Below are 17903 nucleotides of genomic sequence, written 5' to 3'. Positions count from 1 at the left end.
GGTTTTTGAAATTAGTTTAGGCTTCTTGGGCGAGTTCAATCAATTTATCCAAAAATTCGGGATATGAATAGCCGTCGGCGGCCGCCGCTTTTGGCGCCAGCGATTCCGAGGTCATTCCGGGAATAGTGTTTGTTTCTAAAAAGAAAATCTCATTATCTTTGGTCACGATAAAGTCTGATCTTGAAAGACCTCGGCAACCGATAACTTGGTGTGCGAGCAGAGCTTGCCTTTGCAAATCCTGAGCCAAAGCGTCGTCTATTTCCGCCGGGCAAATTTCTTCGCAAAATTGCGAGTCATATTTGGCTTGGTAGTCGAAAAATTCTTTTTTTGGACAGATCTCAATGACTGGCAGCGCTTTCATTCTTTTGTTTCCCAAAATAGCCACGGTTAATTCTCTGCCGGTAATATAATCTTGAACTAAAATAGGTTGGTTGAATGTTTTGATGTCAATCAGACCTTTTTCCAGTTCATTTCTGTCTTTAACTATGAAAGCGCCCAGACTCGAGCCTCCCATGGTCGGCTTGATCACCAGCGGATAAGAAAATGATTTTTCTATTTCTTCAGTATTGATTTCATCGATTTCAAATGTTTTACTTTCGGGCATCTTTATGTCCGTTTCGGTTTTTATTAAAATTTCGGTCAAATGTTTATCCATCGCGATTGCCTGAGCGGTTACGTCGGAGAAAGTGAATTTTAATCCGAGCGTTTTTAAAAATCCTTGAATTTGTCCGTCTTCGCCACCCACTCCGTGCAAAACCGGCATGACCACGTCTAAATTTTTATGATTCTCTAAAAATTTTTCTAAATCGTTTGGAAAATCAAAATAATATTTTTCGTATTTGGTTTCATCTAAATTTTCAAAAACTTTTTTTGATGAATTTAAACTAACTTTTCGTTCGGAAGAAGAGCCTCCGCCGATAACTGCGATTTTTAGCATATTATTGTAAATTAAATTTATTCAAATATCTTAATTTTGGCTTTCAAGACAGCTTCAGCCACCAAGGTTTCGACGTCCATTTCTTTTTCGAATTTTTCCGCCTCGGACAGCTTGCCTCTGGTCTGCGGATGCTTGGCCACCATGAATGAGCAACAATCGGACGCCGGAATTATGGAGATTTCATAAGTGCCGATCTTTTCGGCCAAGTCCACGATTTCTTGTTTATTGAAGCCGATCAGCGGCCGCAAGAGCAAAAAGTTAATGGCTTTTTCCGTGACGATCAAATTTTCCATGGTTTGCGAAGCCACTTGCGCCAAATTGTCTCCGGTGGCGATGGCCTTGGCTTTTTCCTTTCGGGCGATTTTTTCCGCCAGGCGCAGCATGAATCTTTTGTAAATAATCATGCGATACGAGCTTTCGGTATGGGCGATTATTTGTTTTTGAATTTGTTCGAAAGGAACCATATACAGTTTAATGGGTTTTTGATAATTTGACAATTTGGCCGCCAATTTTTCCAGTTTATCGCGATTTTGATCGGTCGAGAGGGTTTTGTTTTCGGCGTGAACCAAAATAATTTGAGCGCCCCGCCTGGCCAAAAGATACGCGGCCACCGGGCTGTCAATTCCTCCTGACAGTAAACAAACCGCTTTGCCCGAGGAGCCGGTGGGCAGGCCGTCCGCGCCGCGGATTTTTTCGCCCATGACATAAGCGATTCTCGGAGGGATCTCAATTGACACGACCAGTTCAGGATTTTTCATGACGACCTTCATTTTCGAGTTGTTTATCAGATGCTCGCCCAAGAGGCAATTGATTTCCATGGAGTCGTATTTGAATGTTTTGTCCGATCTGGATGTTTGAATTTTAAAAGTCTCCACTTTTTTTGTTCGGCTTATTTTGAGCGCGCTGTTTTTTAATTCGGCTAAAGTTCTGCCGCATTTGTAGCCGTACGCGGCATTGGCCACACCGGGTATTTTCGCCAGCAGATTCGGCAGATTAGTTTTTGGATCGTCTTTTTTCAGTTCAATGACGATTTTTCCTTCCTTTCTATCAATATCGGTGTATTCTTTGAGATCCAAAAAGTTTTTGATGTTTTTAATCAATATTTTGGAAAAAAACGGTTTGTTTTGTCCTTTGAGCATGATTTCGCCCAGATGGAGTATTATTACAGGAATCATAATAGAACTCTATTGTTATCTGGTAATATCTTGTACGAAAAATCTTGTAATCTTGTAACTAAAGATCGTATTTGGAAAATCTGATTTTAATCAATTCAATAAAAGTTAGAAAAATATCTTTGGTTTTAATGGAGTTTCTCGGGGAATCGATCCAAACCACAGGAGTTTCTTTAACGGGAAATTTCATCTTTCTTGCCAGATATAAAAGCTCGATGTCAAAGCCCCAGCGGTTTATTTTCTGAAGACGAAAAAGTTTTTTTGCCGAGTTTTTTGAAAATAATTTGAATCCGCATTGCGTGTCTTTGATTTTCGAACAAGCCAAAAGCCGAATCAAAAGATTGCCGGCAAATGACACGGCGCGCCGCGTCAATGGTTGTTTGATTTTAACGTCGCTGCCGCGAACATGGCGCGAGCCGATGATGATGTCAAAGTTGTCTTTATACGTCCACAGTTTTTTCAATTCTTCAATCGGAGTGGAATTGTCAGCGTCCGCGAAAAGCAAAAAGTCTCCGTCGGCCGCCAACATTCCCGCTCTAACGGCCGCGCCCTTGCCCGAGTTTTTTTCCAGCTCAATGATTTTTATCGACGGAAAAGTTTTTAAAATTTCCGTGGAACGATCGCTACTGCCGTCATTGACCGCGATGATTTCAAAATCAAGTCCGCTGTTATTTAAATAATTCAAAAAAACGGGCAAAGTTTGGCCGATTCTTTTTTCTTCGTTATAAACGGGGATGATGACTGAAAGCTGTGGCATATAAAGCCATCTTAGCAAAAATAAGCAAAAAGCCAAATAAAATTAATACGCCTCTCTTGCGAGAGGCGTATTAAGGCTTAAAAATTATTTTTTCCAGAAGGACTTGGTGAATTTCCAACCATATTTGACAATGACCAGCAGAATCAGCAAGTAAAGGGCGAATTGCAGCACAACGAACAGGAAGGCCACGAGGTTGACCGTAATATCTTGGGCGGTTTCGTTGATATCGCTCACGAAAGCCTTGATGGCCGCTTTCCATGAATCTTTCAGATTTTCTCCGTCAACGAATTTATTTTCGAGAATATTGATGTGAAAATAAGTGTATTCCAATCGATCGAGCTGAATGGCTTTTGATCTGGCGATCGAATCGAGCTGGGAATTGATATTGATTCTCGCTTGGGTCAATCTTTCGATAATGGCGATTTTGCTGTCAATGATTTTGGCCAGAGTTTCCACGTCTTGAACTTTGGTGGCCAAAGAGGTGACATCATCATACGCGTCCATGGCTTTTTGCAGAGTCTCGTCGATGGACGTCAGTTTCTTTTCGAGAATTTCAATTTCGCTGGTGTAATCTTCGATTAAATTTTTAATGGTATAGGTGCTTTCGGTCAGTTCTTTGGGATCTATTCCTTTAACGATTTCCAAAATTTCATTGACCTTATCTTTTTCTACTTTAAAAACGTAGTTGCAACCGCGGTCGTACTCGCCGGCGCTTTCAAAGACAACGTCAGGTCGCGCTTTGAGAGTCGCGATCGTCGCGCAGGTTTCATCGAGTTCGCGCGTTTCCACTGTCGCGTAATATTCGGTCACTTCAAATTCTTCAGCATCGTTGCCCGTCGTGTAACCGGGTGTCGGCGCGACATTTCTCATTGATAAACCGACCGAACCGACGCCTGCGTATTTCATGTCCGTTTCCGAATCCGCGGCGTAATCTTGAGCGGGCGCGCTTTGAGGGGAAACGCCATAGCCGATTTCATTTTTTTCGAATACCGAATTAAATGACGATCCGACCAAACGAAAGCCGATCGCGACGACGACAATGCCCAAAATCGCCAGTCCGGCGATTTTGAAAATTTTTGACACTGTTAGGTCGTGTTTTTTTAGAAAGTCCATAAATTTTTGTTTATTTTAAATATTAAATTATTGTCGAGTGTTTCATGATCATATTATGAAATTATTCGCCTATCGCGTATAGATAGCCGTCTTCGGAAGTGAAATAAAGAGTTCCGCTATTATCAAAGGCGGGCGAGGCTTCGGTGATTTTGCCGCCCGTTTGATATTTCCATAAAAGTTTTCCTTTTTTGTTAACCGCGTACATATTGTTATCTATTGATCCGAAATAAATCGTTCCGTCTTTATCAACAAGCGGAAAGTTCGGCAGACCGTAAAAGCCGGCTTGATTGGGATTGGCGTCCGTCTCGTAAGTCCATTTTATTTTTTGGGTTTTAAGATCAATGGCGGATAAAATGCCTTGCGCATTGCCCACATAGATTGTTTCATCGGCATAGATTGCCGGAGTGATAATTCCCGCTATGTCATCTTGTCCCATGGGCGGTTGCGGCATGTTTTCGTTCATGTTTCCATTTTGAGGTTGCCCCATTCCGCCGCAAGCTGGCAGCGGCGGCGCGCCGCATCCGTCCAGGTCTGAAGTTGGAATATTATTAAAATTTGTGGCCGGTCCTTTGCTCCACTTCAGATTTCCTAAAGAATCAAACGCAAGCAAGGCGGGAGCGGCCGGAACATAGATCAATCCATCGGAACCTATGGCCGGAGAGCCGACCCGCATGGCTTTCGTGTCGTATTTCCATTTCAAACTTCCGTCGGGGTTAAAGGCGTAAAGATTGCCATCCGGACCCGCATGGGCATCGCCGCCGCCCAAATAAATTATTCCGTTTTGATCGATGCTGGCCGGATAGGAGATTGCCCCCGCTGTTTTATATTTCCATTTCAGAGTCCCGTCTTTATTGATCGCATAAAAATAACCATCCCAGCTACCCTGATAGATGGTTCCGTCCGGCCCCACCGTCGGAGCGATAATCGTATTCCCATTGGTTTTAAATTGCCATTTTTCTTTTCCGTCTTTGTCCAAGGCAATGATCGCCTTTCCCGAAAGAAAATAAATAGTGCCGTCTTCCGCCAAAGCGGGACCTTGAGTATTTTGATAGCTTTTTTCCCAAATTTCGGTTCCATTTTTATCCAAAGCGAATATTTTCCCGGCTCCGGCGACATAAATGGTTCCATCGGAGGCAATTATCACGCTGTTAGGTTTGGTCCCCGTTATTTTTCCCAAATTGAACTTCCATTTTAAAATGGCCTTTTCCGGTCCTTCAATATCTGCGTATCCGGTGTGAAGATATGTCCCATGAAATTGGGGCCATTGGTGTTTGCTGATAGATTGTCCGTCTTTGGTAGTCTCGAGCGAGGTTGCGGGATGGTCAACGCCGATCTTCGATTGAGCTTGATGCCAAATAAAATAACTTGAGCCGATTAAAATAATCACGATCCCCAAGAGGATTAAATTTTTTTTCATGTTTTTGTAGTGGATTTTTAAATATTAAATATTTACGTCCGTTTGTTTTATTATATCAATTCTGAGACTTTCAAACAATTTTTTGCCAAACAAAAAAAGCCTTGCGGCTAATTGGCCCGCCTACGCTACGCTTCGGCAGGCGAACCCGACTAGTAGGCTCGGGGTTCTCATCCTTATAAAAAAAATTACGGCTTATTGGCCTGCCAGCCGAAGCTCCGAACAGAGTGAGAAGCGAAGGCTGGCTCGGAGGCAGGGATTCGAACCCCGATAGCCAGGACCAAAACCTGGAGTCCTACCATTAGACGACCCCCGAACGTGAAATTACAAACAACAAATTTCAAATAACAAACATTAAAGTTCTTTAAAAACTAAAAATATTATACGGAATTGAGGAAAATTTGTCAAACTGCGGATGGTTTACATTGCGGCGTTTTTTCAATACTGTTATAATTGAAAAAGATAACTCATAATTTTTAAATCTATGAAAGGATTTTTCGCCAACATTGAAAAAGACACTTTGGAAAACGGTAATTTTCGTAAAGTCTTGTATACTGCCAAACACAGCCAGCTGGTTTTAATGTCGCTTCGACCCAATGAAGACATTGGCATGGAAATTCACGCTGACAATGATCAATTTTTCCGTTTTGAAAAAGGCATGGGCAAAGTCATTATTGACGGCAATGAATACGAAGTCACTGACGGTTCGGCCATCGTGGTGCCGGCCGGAGCCGAGCATAATGTCATCAATGTTTCAGATGCCGAGGATTTGAAACTTTACACCATTTATTCGCCCGCTCATCACAAAGACGGTGTGGTGAGAGCGACCAAGGAAGAGGCCATGGCCAACGAAGCTGAATTTGACGGACAAACGACGGAATAATTTTTTGATAAAATTCATAATAAATAAGAACGGTCAAGCTTGCCTTGTTTGATGCAAATATTTGTAACGTATTCGTAACGTGAACTAAACCATCGGCTAAAAACAAAGGCTGCTAATTAGAATTAATATTCGTAACGTATGCAGAACATCCAAGAAGTCTTCAACCGCGTTCAAGAAGCCAGGAATAAACAAAAAGAATTGAGAAAAATTTACAAAGACACGCTGGGACAAACTCCGGGATACAAGGACATGGTTGATGAGTTCAACGAAACAAGAGACAAGAAAAAGAATTTGGAAGCGCAGGTGAGGCAGGATTTCGCCAAAGAATTCGAAGAACTCGATAGCTTAAAAGCCGATATTCAAACGGACGAAGAACTTTTGTCCGATATCGCTTTGAATAAATTCGTCAAAGGCGAGACCGTGGAAGTGACCGATAAAGGGGATAATAATTATGAGCCGGTCTTTCATGTTAAGTTTAAGAAGGTCTATTGAGCAATAGTTACGAATTACATTCCGCGAATTGGCTATTTCATAGCGCCTATTGTCCGAGAAGATTGTCCCAATGGGATTTTTTGGGGATAATTTGTAATTATTCGTAATGATTGATTAAAAAAAAATTAGATAGTCCTATTTGAAGCAGTTATTTGTAATATGATAAAAACCAAAAACAAAGCCTGGGTCGTCGCCGTCACCATGGGATATGGTCATCAGCGCGCCGCATTTCCGCTAAAAGACATAGCGTATGAAGGAATCATCACGGCCAACGATTATTCGGGCATCCCCGATAAAGACGCGCGGATTTGGCGGCGCAGCCGCAAGTTTTATGAATTCGTTTCCAGATTAAAACACGTGCCTTTTTTGGGTAATGAAGTTTTTAAATTTTACGATAAATATTTTCAAAACATAGATCCTTTTTATCCGAGACGCGATTTGTCCGCCGCCACATTCCAGATTAAGCAAATGTACCGTTACATGGAAAAGGGCTGGGGCCGCCACTTGATCGAGTATTTGAATCATGAAAACATTCCGCTGATCACCACTTTTTTCGTGCCCGCATTTTTCGCGGAATTTCATAATTTCAAAAATGACATTTATGTGGTAATTACGGACACGGATGTTTCCCGCACTTGGGCGCCGCTCGAGCCCAAAAAGAGCAGATTGAAATATTTCGCGCCGACCAAAAGGGCGGTCGATCGGTTGATTGAATACGGCATCAGAAAAGAAAATATTTTTTTAACCGGGTTTCCTTTGCCGAAAGAAAATATCGACGGTCATAATCTGGAAATCTTGAAAAAACACATGGGCGAGCGCATTTGTAATTTGGATCCTAAAAATATTTATCGAGGCAAATACGAAAAGACCATTGAAGAAAATTTGCCGGCCGGCTGCGTGCCGGACAAAGTCGAGCGCCCTTTGACCATCACCTTCGCGGTCGGCGGCGCGGGCGCGCAAAGAGAGATAGGCGATCAGATTATCGGCAGTTTGAAAAAGAAAATCAATGAAGGCCAAGTGAAAATAAATCTGGTCGCGGGCGTCAGAAATGAAATTTATAAATATTTCGAGCGAGTGGCGGCGAAGCACGGATTTGGAAAAGACAAAAGTAAAGTCGATATAATTTATTCGCTCAGTTTTCACGAATACATGGACAGGTTCAATCAAGCTTTGCTGACCACCGATATTTTATGGACCAAGCCGAGTGAGCTGTCCTTTTATTGCGCACTCGGCATTCCGATCATCATTGCTCCGCCCATTGGGTCTCAAGAACTGTTCAATCAAATGTGGCTCGAATCAATCGGCGCGGGCATGGATCAATTGGATCCCAGATACGCGGATCAATGGCTTTTTGACTGGCTTGATTCTGGCTGGCTGGCCGAGGCGGCCATGGAAGGCTATCTGGACGCTCATAAATTGGGCACCAAAAACATTGAATCAATCATTGCCGGCAAGATAAAAAAGGCGGAAAGTCTGCCGCAGATATTGTAGTTGGTAATTATATAAAGCCGTAAAATGGGAGGGTATCCCATTTTTTGGTTGACAAATTATTGATTTTGTGTAAATGTATGAGGTCGGAAAGACTGGGTTTAACGCATTGAAATACGGAGGAGGGACAAATGAGCGGACATCGGGTAGCGAGAATATTCTTGGAGTACACAGAGGATTGCCGCCGCAAAAAGCTGATCGCCGAACGGCAGAGCAAGAACTTCAAGTCCTTGCTCAGACATTGCCGCAATGCCTTGGCGGTCATCTGGGCGCTGTTCATTGGCGCGGTCATCGCGCTGCCGCTGGTGGTCGAGGCTCGGATTGCCTTGGCCGTGATTGAAGCTCTTGTCGGAGCGGTCATGGTGGTCGGCACCGGCCGGATTCACGCCACCTATTTTAGGTGGCCATTGCCTCCGAAAAATAAGTATCGTCTGATTCGAGTCAGCTCAAAAGGGATGTCGACGGACAGAATGTACTTGGTGGACGAAGCGGGTCGTTCCGCGCTCTGTCCCCAAGATACGAATCCCATGGAAAAGTTCCCTGATCTAGGGCCGGCCGTGCCCGAGGTGTGGGGGGGAGAGATACGTGTTGTCTGCGACGTCCATGTTCATGAGACGGCATATCGAAAATCATACCGAGTTGAGCTCGGGTTCAGCGTGCAGGACAGGTATCTGCCGAAAATGGTGGAAGAGTTTGTCCTGTTTCAAAAGTTCGTTGATTCCGTTAAGCAGGAGGTGGGCGCGGTGTTGGCGAAGAAGTTGTCGCTGAATGTTTCAGATGGCCACAGAGAGATCGAGGAAAAAATCCATCTGGCGGTCGCGGCGACGGAAAAAATCTTCGGCGTGCAGCTAGACCGTATTAAATTGACAATGTCTTCATAAGGCATTGCGCCATGAAATGAAAGGAGTAAAGACTTCCCACGCGAAGTCTTTTTTTAATTGAAAAAATTAAGGTCGCGGTTGTTTTTTCAGCGGTGATCGATTATAATGTTTTTATATGAAATATGAAGAATATAAGTTAAAAAACGGGGCGAAATTGATTTTGGTGCCGAGTAATGAAACCAAAGCCGTATCCGTCATGGCCATTTTCGGCGTCGGTTCAAGGTATGAATCCGAAAAAATCAACGGCGCCTCTCATTTTATCGAACATTTGATGTTCAAGGGCACGGAGAAAAGACCGAACACTTTGGCCATTTCCAAAGAACTGGACAGCGTAGGCGCGGAGTTTAACGCCATGACCGCCAAAGACTGGACCGCTTATTACATTAAAATAGATTCGGAAAAAATAGATTTGGCCGTGGATGTTTTGTCCGATATGTTGCTTAATTCGAAGTTCGATGAAAATGAAATCAATCGTGAACGCGGGGTGATCGTTGAAGAAATCAATATGTACGAGGATAATCCGTTGATGTATATCGAGGATCTTCTCGAGCAATGTATTTTCGACGGCAATCCTTTGGGCTGGCAAATCAGCGGGCCGCGCGAGGTGATTAAAACCGTTTCAAGGCAAGAGTTGCTAGATTATAAAAATGCGTTTTATCAACCGAACAATCTGGTGATTGCCGTATCCGGCAAGTTTCCGGACGATATAAAAGAAAAAATAGAAAAGGCTTTTTCTTTCGAGGCAACGAGTCAAGAGCCTCCCGAATTTTCAAAATTCGTTTTCGATCAAACCGAACCGAAGTTGATGATAAAAAAGCAAGCCACCGAGCAAGTTCAGCTGGCTTTCGGTTTTCCCGGTTTTCCATACGGCGATGATCGTGTTTTCGCGCTGTATTTGCTGGCCATTATTTTGGGAGGCAACATGAGCTCCAGACTTTTTATCAATATTCGAGAACGGAAAGGTTTGTGTTATTTTATCAGAAGCTACATCAATATTTATAAGGACACGGGCAATTTGATCGTCCAGGCCGGGTTGGATAAAAACAGGATTAAAGAAGCCATTTCATTGATTTTGGACGAATTAAAGAAGATCAGAGACGGCCGCGTGACCGAAGACGAATTAAAAGACGCCAAACAATTTTTGCGGGGCAAAGTTATTTTGCATCTCGAGGATTCGTCCGAAGCGGCCGAGTGGTTTGCCAAACAAGCGGCCTTAACCGGCGAGATTTTAACGCCCGAACAAAAATTCGCCTTGTTTGATAAAGTGACCGTTGAAGATGTTGAAAAAGTCGCTAAGGAAGTTCTCCTGAAAAGATTTCTTAATCTCGCTTTGATCGGACCGTTTGACGAAGGCGGTGAAGATTTTAAAAAATTATTGGAATTGTAAGGTTACGACACCATATAACACGTAACATGGAACAAAGAAGCCGGACTTAAGCCACCTACCAGCTAAAAAGCTAATAAGCTAATAAGCTACAAGCTTGATTTGTAATGAATATAAAGCCAAGGCTAGCTAATCAGTCGCAATAATTCGTAACGTATGAAGTATTTTATCGCCAATTGGAAAATGAATCTCGGCTTTCGTGAGACATTGAATCTGATCGATAAGGTTAAAAATTTGCCGACGGATAAATTCCGTTTGATTTTGGCGCCGAGCGCGCCGATGCTCAAAGCGGCCGGAAATGAGAGCGGACTTGATTTGGCCGCTCAAGATTGTTCGCCGTTTCCAAAAGGCGCTTTTACCGGAGAAGTGTCCGCCGCCACGCTTAAAGAAGTCGGCTGTTCATTCGCCATCATCGGACATTCCGAGCGCAGATATATGCTGGACGAAAGCGAGCAATTGATCAATCAAAAAGTCAAACAGGCTTGGCGAGTTGATTTGACGCCGATTTTGTGTTTTGGCGAGCGAGAATCCGAAAAAGACAACCGCGATCAAGTGATAATCAATCAACTGAAGAGCGCGTTGGCGAAATTGAAACCCAAAGAAAAAAGCGAATTGTTTTTGGCTTATGAGCCGGTCTGGGCGATCGGCACCGGCAAGAATTGTTCGCCGGACGATGTCGTCAATGTCGCCCGCGCCACCAAACGTTTGATCGCCAATATGTACGGCAGCGATTTTTTCGATGAAAAAGTGAAGTTCTTGTATGGCGGCAGCGTTGATTCCAAAAACATCAAAGAATATTTGAAGAAAAAAGAAATCAGAGGATTTTTAGTCGGGAAGACCAGTCTTGATGTGGCTGAACTTGAAAAAATATTCAAGAAATCCGGCCGCTGATTTCTTTGACATAATTCGTTGAAAATGATAGTTTGTATAAAGAAAATAAGTATATTAAATCGGCGTTAAATAAGGTATATATTATCTTTTTTTATTTGTTCGTATGCTGTTAACTTGGATATTGGTCGGCGTGATCGGGGTCTGTTTGGGCTTGATCGTTTACATCCTGATCAAAAAATTGCCTCAGGTGAAGACTTTGGATATTTCGACTATTTCGAGAGAAAAAGAAAACGAAACCAGAGACAAGATTTTAAGCGATCGACTGAAACGAAAAACGCAAAGAACAAAGGATCTGTTCACCAAAGGACTGGCGCCGGCCTGGGCCAAATTTTCCGATTGGCTGAAAGCCTTTCGCGCGAAAGTGCAGGATTTGGAAAAAAAATATAAGCGTGAAGAAGTCAAGCAAACGGCTTCAGACGCGGTTGAATTCAAAAAAAGAATCAATCAGTTGCTGGCTGAAGCTCAAGAGGCCGTGAAGAAAGAGGATATGGCGGACGCGGAGAAAAAATATATTGAAATTATCAGTTTATCGCCCCAGGAAAAGGGAGCTTTCAAGGGTTTGGGCGATCTTTACTATAAAAAGAAAGAATTCAAATCCGCTCTGGAAACTTATAAATTCGTGTTGAAATTGGATTTGAAAATATCGCAGGAAGTGACGAAACAAGAAGACAATCGGGAGGTCAGAACGTTTTCCAACAGCATTGAATTGGCCGATGATTATGTTGATTTGGGTGAAGTGGCCTTGGCCATGGGCAGTTACAAAATGAGCGTGGATTATTTCAAGCGAGCGGTTTCGCTCGAGCCGAACAATCCCAGGAATCTTGATCTGTTGATTGAAGCCAGCATCGCGGCCAATAATAAACTTTTGGCCATGGAAGCCCTTAATGGTTTGAAAAGGATTAATCCGGACAACCAGAAGTTGCGAGATTACGCGGAAAAAATAAAGGCAATGGAGTTGACAAAAGATTCCAAAGGCCTTAATTTTTTATGGTAGGCTTTATTTTCTTTTTTTGATCGTATATAATGATTTTATAAAATTTTCGCCTTTCGCCCGGGTAGCTTCCGCCTACGCTCTTCGAGCTTCGGCGGACAGGTCCGCCTTCGTTAAAACTTCGGCGCCTGCCTGCCGGAGTCGTACGAAGGCAGGGACAGGCAGTTGCTGTGGCTGTGGACTCATAAAATATATTAATTTTCGCCCGGGTAGCTCAGTTGGTAGAGCAACTCCATGGTAAGGAGTAGGTCAGCGGTTCAAATCCGCTCTCGGGCTCCAGCCTTCGCTCTCGACTCGCGAAGGCTCGTCTTGAGCTTCGGCTGGCAGGCCAGTCATAGCTAATCGCCAATCGGCGGTTTTTTTATGTTCGAAAAGTTTTTCACAGTTTCGTTTGATGATTTCCTCTAAAAATGGTTTAATAATATATGGAGGATTCTTTTTTTGTAATATAAATTATGCTTGCGGATCGAATGGTAAATAAAAATAAAATAAAAGAAAATTTTAAATTCATTGTTTTTTTGATAATGGCTTTGGTTTCCTCTGGAATTTTCGCGCCGAGCTCTGAGGCGTCTATTTCTCCTTGGACTCAGATTGATTGGAGCGGCGGTGCAGGCCAGACGGATTGGTCCGATTCCAGCATGTATAGCGCGGCGTCAAGCGTTTTTGACGCTACTGCCAATCAATTGACATTAACAAATACCGAACAATTTTCCAACACGGATTTTGAGTACGATTTGACCGGCTGGAGTTCGGTCGCGGCGTCGCTTGATGGCAATCTGGCGGCGTATTGGACTTTTGATGAAAATACCGGCACGAACGTGGCGGATTCTGTCAATTCAAGCGATGGCACTTGGCAGGGCTCTTTGGGCAGTCAATGGACAACAGGCGTTATCAACAGCGGCGGTAATTTCATTGCCGCCAATACTAATTATGTAAATATTCCCGATACCGTCAATTTGCATCAGACAACCGACTTGACTTTTTCGGGTTGGTTCAAGTGGACCGATGCGAATACGAAGTGGTTGCATGGAAAAATAAACACATTGGACAATGGTTGGTATTTTTATACTGATGGAGTCCCCACAAATGCCTACAAATTGGTTTTTGTGATTTATAATGGATCGTTAAGATATAATTTGTTTTCTCCTTTCAAACCAACCAATAATACTTGGTATAATATTGTTATTACATTTTCTACTGGGACGGCCACATTATACGTTAATGGATCTCCCGTATCTTGGGCGTCAGCCCCTCCAGTCCTTCCAGCGACGCTTGGCGTAAACGCGGCCACGTCGCTGACAATCGGCGGATATATAGGCGGCGGATATTATTTCGGCGGTCAGGCCGATGAAGTCGGAATCTGGTCCAGAGCCATTTCCGGAGATGAAGCTTCATTACTCTACAATAGCGGCTCAGGACTTCAATACCCTTTTTATTCGGCGACGCGAGACGCCGGCGTCGCGTTTAACGGCAGTACTGCTTCAGCGAAGGTGGTGGCCGGAGACGCGACGAATTTCACGCAATCAATCAATGTCGGCGATACGAATAATTACAATTTAACGGCCTATGCGTATACCGACGGCTCGGCCGTGGCTTCAAGCGATGCCGAGCTTTATTACAACGGCTCCACGGTGACTACATCTTACACTGACATGGGCGGCGGCTGGTATGAATTATCAGGCACGGTCACGGGCGCCAATGCGGCTCGCGATTACGGCGTTCAAGTGAAAGCCGGCCAGACCGTTTATTTGGATGATTTTAGTTTGAATAATTACGCCTCGAGCGGCGCCTTGACCTCTTCGATTTTCGATTCCGAGCAGGGGTCTAATTGGGGATCGTTAACTTATTCTGCCACCGCGCCTGCCAATGCTTCATACGAAGTCAGAGTCAGAACATCAAATGATTCGAACATGCCCGGAGATTTTTCCGGGTGCGAATCCATTTCATCCGGAACGACTCTCGGCAGCACTTCCTGCGTCACTGACACTGAAAGATACGCTCAATACGAAATAACTTTGACCAATACGGATACTACGGTCACACCGACTTTCACCAGCATCAGCATCGTGTATTTGGTTAGCGATGCCACGCCCCCGGTTATTTCGTTTGATGCTCTTTCGCCTGATCCATCGAATGACAATACGCCGACTTTTACGGGCAATGCCCTTGACGCGGTGGGCACGGTCGCTTCGGTCGAATATCAGCTTGACGGAGTAGGAGGGGCTTGGACTGATTGCTCGGCCGATGACGGCACTTTTAATTCAGCCAGCGAAGATTTTACTTGCTCTGTTTCAACTCCGATAGCAGATGGCGCTCACACCATGAATGTGAGAGCAACCGATTCCAACGGCAACACCACGGCCGATATTGATGTTTCAACGGATTCATTCACCATTGACGCCACGGCTCCGACCGTTTCAATTGACGCGGTCGCGCCCGATCCCACCAATGACAATACTCCGACAATCACCGGCGCGGCCACTGACGCCACCACCGTGTTGACCGCGATTGAAATAGAATTCGGTTCTGATCCAGGCAATTGGGTGGCTTGCGCGGCCGATGATGGAACAATAGACGAAGTATCGGAAGATTTTTCTTGCGAATATGGATCGGCCTTGGCTGACGGCGCTGAAACAATCAGCGTGAGGGCGACCGATTCGGCGTCCAATACGACCGCGGCCATAAATTACGGCACGGATTCATTCACCATTGACGCCTCCGCGCCGATTATTTCCCTGGACGCTCTTTCGCCGGATCCGGGGTCGGAGACGAAACCGACTTTTACGGGTTCTGTGACGGATGCGGGCAACACCATCAGCTATGTTCAATTTCAAATGGATTCAACATCAGGCAGTTGGCGAAGTTGCACGGCCGATGACGGGACATTTGATTCATTATCGGAAGATTTTTCTTGCGAAGTGACCATTGATTTGTCCGTGGGCAATCACACGGTGTATGTTCGAGCCAGAGATTCTTTAAGCAATTGGAGCGCTGATTCCGCTTATAGCGATTCTTTTGAAATAACGTCTCCGACCACGCCGACTCCTTCCGGCGGCGGCGGCTCTCCCAGCTCGTCGACGGATTCGACGCCGCCCAGTTTGGCGATTGACGCCATTTTTCCGGATCCTGGAATTGATATTTCTCCCGAGCTGACAGGTTCGGCCATTGACTCGACCAGCCCTATTTCACTTGTTGTTTTTAGGCTCGATTCGCTTGAAGGCAGCGAATTCAATTGCCAAGCGCAGGACGGCAGTTTCGGCGATTTGTCCGAAAAATTTTTCTGTCAGGTTCCTTCGGCTTTGTCGCCGGGCGAACACACAATATATATTTGGGCCAAAGACAGCTTGGGTAATACCTCTGCGGTGGCGTCCGATTCCTTTGTTATATACGATATTACCGATCCGGCGCTGTCGATAAAATTGATTTCCGATCACATTTACACCAATGCGACGCGGCCTTATTTCAGCTGGCTGGTGCCGGCCGCGGCGGTCGAGCTTTATTCCAAATATTCAATCAGCGCCGATAACGGCGACAGCGGAGATTTTAACCTTGAAAACATCGCCGGTTTGTCAGCCGATTATTCGGCAGGCAAATATTTCGTGAATTATAAGAATTTCAATGATTTTGATTCGACCAATAATTCAATTTCAGTTCAGACTAGAACTTCCGCCGACTGGCTTTCGTCGGAGAATGACGGTGAATTAAAAGAGGGCGAAAGAAATTGGACTTTGACGTCCACGGATATTTCCGGCAACAAAAAGAATTCAACCGGAACAATTTTCGTGGATAAAAGCGCCCCGACTGTTTTGGTCACTTATATAAACGGTGTTTATTTTTCAAGCGATAGTTTTATGACCAGCGATCAGACTCCGAGCATTTTCGGTAAAATTTTGGATTATTTGGCCGGAGATTCAATGTCCAATAAAGTCGCGTCAGGACCTGATAAAATTTCCATTAAAATAGAAAAAAAGAACGGCGTGGGCGTGTATGGTTTGCATACGCTGGCGACCGTTAATATTCCGAGCCTTAATTGGTTGTCTGACAAAACCGAAATTTCAGACAATACTCAAAATAAATCGGACAAGTACGCCAATTTCGAATTCACTCCAACGCAGGCTTTGGATTTCGGTGAATACAGAATTTCAATGAACGGTTATGATCGCGCGGGCAATGTCGGCGCTTCGGACGTGATTTATTTGAAAATAGAACCGAAAGAAAAGATAGTGGTGGCGCCGAAAGAAGAAATCCCCGCGAAAGAAGAGCCGTTGATTGAGCCGACGGAAATTCCAATTGAAGAAATTTCGGAAGAGCCGACTGAAATCACTGTTCCGATCGAGCCGTCCGGTCCATCATTTATTGAAAGAACAAAGGCCGGCTTGGATCAATTGACCGAGGCCATTATCAATGTATCTAGAAATGTGAACGACTCGTTTGATCAGTTCGCGACAGAGGTGACCGGACAGATCGGCGGAGTGGCGAAAGGATCGTTTGACGCGACTCAGCGGGCTTTGTCGTTTTTGGGAACTAATATAATGGAAATGCTCGGCGACGGCTTGGCTGTATTATCATCCGGAGCGCCCGGCACGGCCAATTCATTGTTTGCCGGGCTCAGATCTGGAGTGTCATCGACCATTTTAGCCATTTCCGGAGCGACTGAAAACGCGATTCAGAGAAATAATGCCATGGTTAATAACGTTAACGAAGGCGTTAAGGTCGCGAGCGGCATAACCAATAAGATTTTTTCCGCCGCTCAAAATGCCAGTTCCGTTTTTTTGACTATGGCCAGAAACGTCGTTCAAAAAACAACCCTGGCTATGATAAATTCATATGCCGGAGCGATTGAAAACGCGACTCAGAGAAACAACATCATGGTTAAAAACGTTAACGAAGGCGTTAAGGTCGCGAGCGGCATAACCAATAAGATTTTTTCCGTCGCCAAGGATGCCAGCGCCGCTTCTTTTGACTATGGCCAGAAATGCCGCTCAAAAAACAACCTTGGCCATGATAAACTCATATAAAGAGGTTGGAGGCGGCATGATTTCAGCGGTCAATTTCGCCAGAAGAACGGATTCGAAGTTGTTTGGAGCCAGACAAGAGGCGATTGTGGCGGTTAAAGAAAAAATCGCCAATTTGGCGTTTGACGCCGGAGAAAAAATGCAGGATGTTTCCGATCAAGTCGGGTTTACATTGGTTAAATTTGGGTACTTATTCGTGAATGAGCCGACAATCATAGAAAACACCAAAATTTCCCGTTTGTCGGCCACGGAGGTCACGATTACTTGGACGACCAATCATCCGGCCACGGGCAAGGTTAACTTCGGCGAGTCGCTTGATTACGGTCAAGATATTCAATCCGACAAAAGAGTGACATATCATGAATTCACAATTGCCGATTTGGAGCCGAACACCACATATTATTACGAAGTGATGTCTCAAAACAAAAATTACGTTTACGACGCGAATCATACTTTTGTCACGCCGGCCGAATAAATATTAGAAT

General features: G+C 44.4%; 14 protein-coding genes and 2 tRNA genes. 10 read left to right on the top strand and 6 right to left on the bottom strand.

Annotation, left to right across the window (positions count from 1 at the left end; genetic code table 11):
- Positions 1–16: 16 nt before the first annotated feature.
- The 6 genes from VMX18_02780 to VMX18_02755 all read right to left on the bottom strand — a co-directional run bounded on the left by VMX18_02780 (position 17) and on the right by VMX18_02755 (position 5709).
- Positions 17–937: a D-alanine--D-alanine ligase gene (locus VMX18_02780; GenBank protein ID HUT22309.1), complete on the bottom strand. Its 921-nt coding sequence runs from the start codon at positions 935–937 to the stop codon at positions 17–19.
- Between the two features lie 17 nt (positions 938–954).
- A complete protein-coding gene (gene thiI, locus VMX18_02775) occupies positions 955–2112 on the bottom strand; it encodes a tRNA uracil 4-sulfurtransferase ThiI (protein ID HUT22308.1) in 1158 nt (385 codons plus the stop codon).
- A gap of 58 nt (positions 2113–2170) precedes the next feature.
- Positions 2171–2866 (bottom strand): dolichyl-phosphate beta-glucosyltransferase, encoded by a 696-nt coding sequence (locus tag VMX18_02770; GenBank protein HUT22307.1) that lies wholly within the window; start codon positions 2864–2866, stop codon positions 2171–2173.
- Between the two features lie 84 nt (positions 2867–2950).
- Positions 2951–3979, bottom strand: a complete 1029-nt coding sequence (locus tag VMX18_02765; GenBank protein ID HUT22306.1) for a hypothetical protein — start codon at positions 3977–3979, stop codon at positions 2951–2953.
- Between the two features lie 61 nt (positions 3980–4040).
- Positions 4041–5396 (bottom strand): PQQ-binding-like beta-propeller repeat protein, encoded by a 1356-nt coding sequence (locus VMX18_02760; protein ID HUT22305.1) that lies wholly within the window; start codon positions 5394–5396, stop codon positions 4041–4043.
- A 239-nt stretch (positions 5397–5635) separates the two neighbouring features.
- Positions 5636–5709 (bottom strand) — tRNA-Gln (locus VMX18_02755).
- Between the two features lie 168 nt (positions 5710–5877).
- Between VMX18_02755 and VMX18_02750 the strand changes: the two genes are divergently transcribed.
- From VMX18_02750 to VMX18_02705, 10 genes are all read left to right on the top strand, one after another.
- Complete coding sequence (locus VMX18_02750; GenBank protein HUT22304.1) at positions 5878–6276, top strand: cupin domain-containing protein; 399 nt, start codon at positions 5878–5880, stop codon at positions 6274–6276.
- Positions 6277–6414: 138 nt separating this feature from the next.
- Complete coding sequence (locus VMX18_02745; GenBank protein HUT22303.1) at positions 6415–6768, top strand: hypothetical protein; 354 nt, start codon at positions 6415–6417, stop codon at positions 6766–6768.
- A gap of 159 nt (positions 6769–6927) precedes the next feature.
- Entirely contained in the window at positions 6928–8259 is a 1332-nt protein-coding gene (locus VMX18_02740; GenBank protein HUT22302.1) for a hypothetical protein, read from the top strand.
- Between the two features lie 158 nt (positions 8260–8417).
- Positions 8418–9137 carry a hypothetical protein gene (locus tag VMX18_02735; protein ID HUT22301.1) on the top strand — a complete coding sequence of 240 codons (720 nt, stop codon included), beginning with the start codon at positions 8418–8420 and terminating at the stop codon, positions 9135–9137.
- 115 nt (positions 9138–9252) lie between these two features.
- The gene (locus VMX18_02730; protein ID HUT22300.1) at positions 9253–10524 is read left to right on the top strand and encodes a pitrilysin family protein; all 1272 of its coding nucleotides are present in this window, start codon (positions 9253–9255) and stop codon (positions 10522–10524) included.
- Positions 10525–10677: 153 nt separating this feature from the next.
- Positions 10678–11412 (top strand): triose-phosphate isomerase, encoded by a 735-nt coding sequence (gene tpiA / locus VMX18_02725; protein ID HUT22299.1) that lies wholly within the window; start codon positions 10678–10680, stop codon positions 11410–11412.
- 103 nt (positions 11413–11515) lie between these two features.
- A complete protein-coding gene (locus tag VMX18_02720; protein ID HUT22298.1) occupies positions 11516–12406 on the top strand; it encodes a hypothetical protein in 891 nt (296 codons plus the stop codon).
- Between the two features lie 200 nt (positions 12407–12606).
- Positions 12607–12682, top strand: a tRNA-Thr gene (locus tag VMX18_02715).
- A gap of 176 nt (positions 12683–12858) precedes the next feature.
- Positions 12859–17421 carry a LamG-like jellyroll fold domain-containing protein gene (locus tag VMX18_02710; GenBank protein ID HUT22297.1) on the top strand — a complete coding sequence of 1521 codons (4563 nt, stop codon included), beginning with the start codon at positions 12859–12861 and terminating at the stop codon, positions 17419–17421.
- Positions 17369–17893, top strand: a complete 525-nt coding sequence (locus VMX18_02705; protein ID HUT22296.1) for a fibronectin type III domain-containing protein — start codon at positions 17369–17371, stop codon at positions 17891–17893. Before VMX18_02710 ends, VMX18_02705 begins: the two co-directional genes overlap by 53 nt.
- The last annotated feature ends 10 nt before the right edge of the window (positions 17894–17903 follow it).

It is taken from the genome of Candidatus Bipolaricaulota bacterium (genome assembly GCA_035528115.1).
GTDB lineage: Bacteria > Patescibacteriota > Patescibacteriia > UBA11705 > DATKZF01 > DATKZF01.
Note: the sequence above shows the minus strand (reverse complement) of the source record. Positions and strands in the feature narration are given on the sequence as shown.

Coding starts and splice junctions, on each gene's coding strand:
- VMX18_02780 (HUT22309.1), bottom strand. CDS start 937: ATGCTAAAAATCGCAGTTATCGGCGGAGGCTCTTCTTCCGAACGAAAA.
- thiI (HUT22308.1), bottom strand. CDS start 2,112: ATGATTCCTGTAATAATACTCCATCTGGGCGAAATCATGCTCAAAGGA.
- VMX18_02770 (HUT22307.1), bottom strand. CDS start 2,866: ATGCCACAGCTTTCAGTCATCATCCCCGTTTATAACGAAGAAAAAAGA.
- VMX18_02765 (HUT22306.1), bottom strand. CDS start 3,979: ATGGACTTTCTAAAAAAACACGACCTAACAGTGTCAAAAATTTTCAAA.
- VMX18_02760 (HUT22305.1), bottom strand. CDS start 5,396: ATGAAAAAAAATTTAATCCTCTTGGGGATCGTGATTATTTTAATCGGC.
- VMX18_02750 (HUT22304.1), top strand. CDS start 5,878: ATGAAAGGATTTTTCGCCAACATTGAAAAAGACACTTTGGAAAACGGT.
- VMX18_02745 (HUT22303.1), top strand. CDS start 6,415: ATGCAGAACATCCAAGAAGTCTTCAACCGCGTTCAAGAAGCCAGGAAT.
- VMX18_02740 (HUT22302.1), top strand. CDS start 6,928: ATGATAAAAACCAAAAACAAAGCCTGGGTCGTCGCCGTCACCATGGGA.
- VMX18_02730 (HUT22300.1), top strand. CDS start 9,253: ATGAAATATGAAGAATATAAGTTAAAAAACGGGGCGAAATTGATTTTG.
- tpiA (HUT22299.1), top strand. CDS start 10,678: ATGAAGTATTTTATCGCCAATTGGAAAATGAATCTCGGCTTTCGTGAG.
- VMX18_02720 (HUT22298.1), top strand. CDS start 11,516: ATGCTGTTAACTTGGATATTGGTCGGCGTGATCGGGGTCTGTTTGGGC.
- VMX18_02710 (HUT22297.1), top strand. CDS start 12,859: ATGCTTGCGGATCGAATGGTAAATAAAAATAAAATAAAAGAAAATTTT.
- VMX18_02705 (HUT22296.1), top strand. CDS start 17,369: ATGGCCAGAAATGCCGCTCAAAAAACAACCTTGGCCATGATAAACTCA.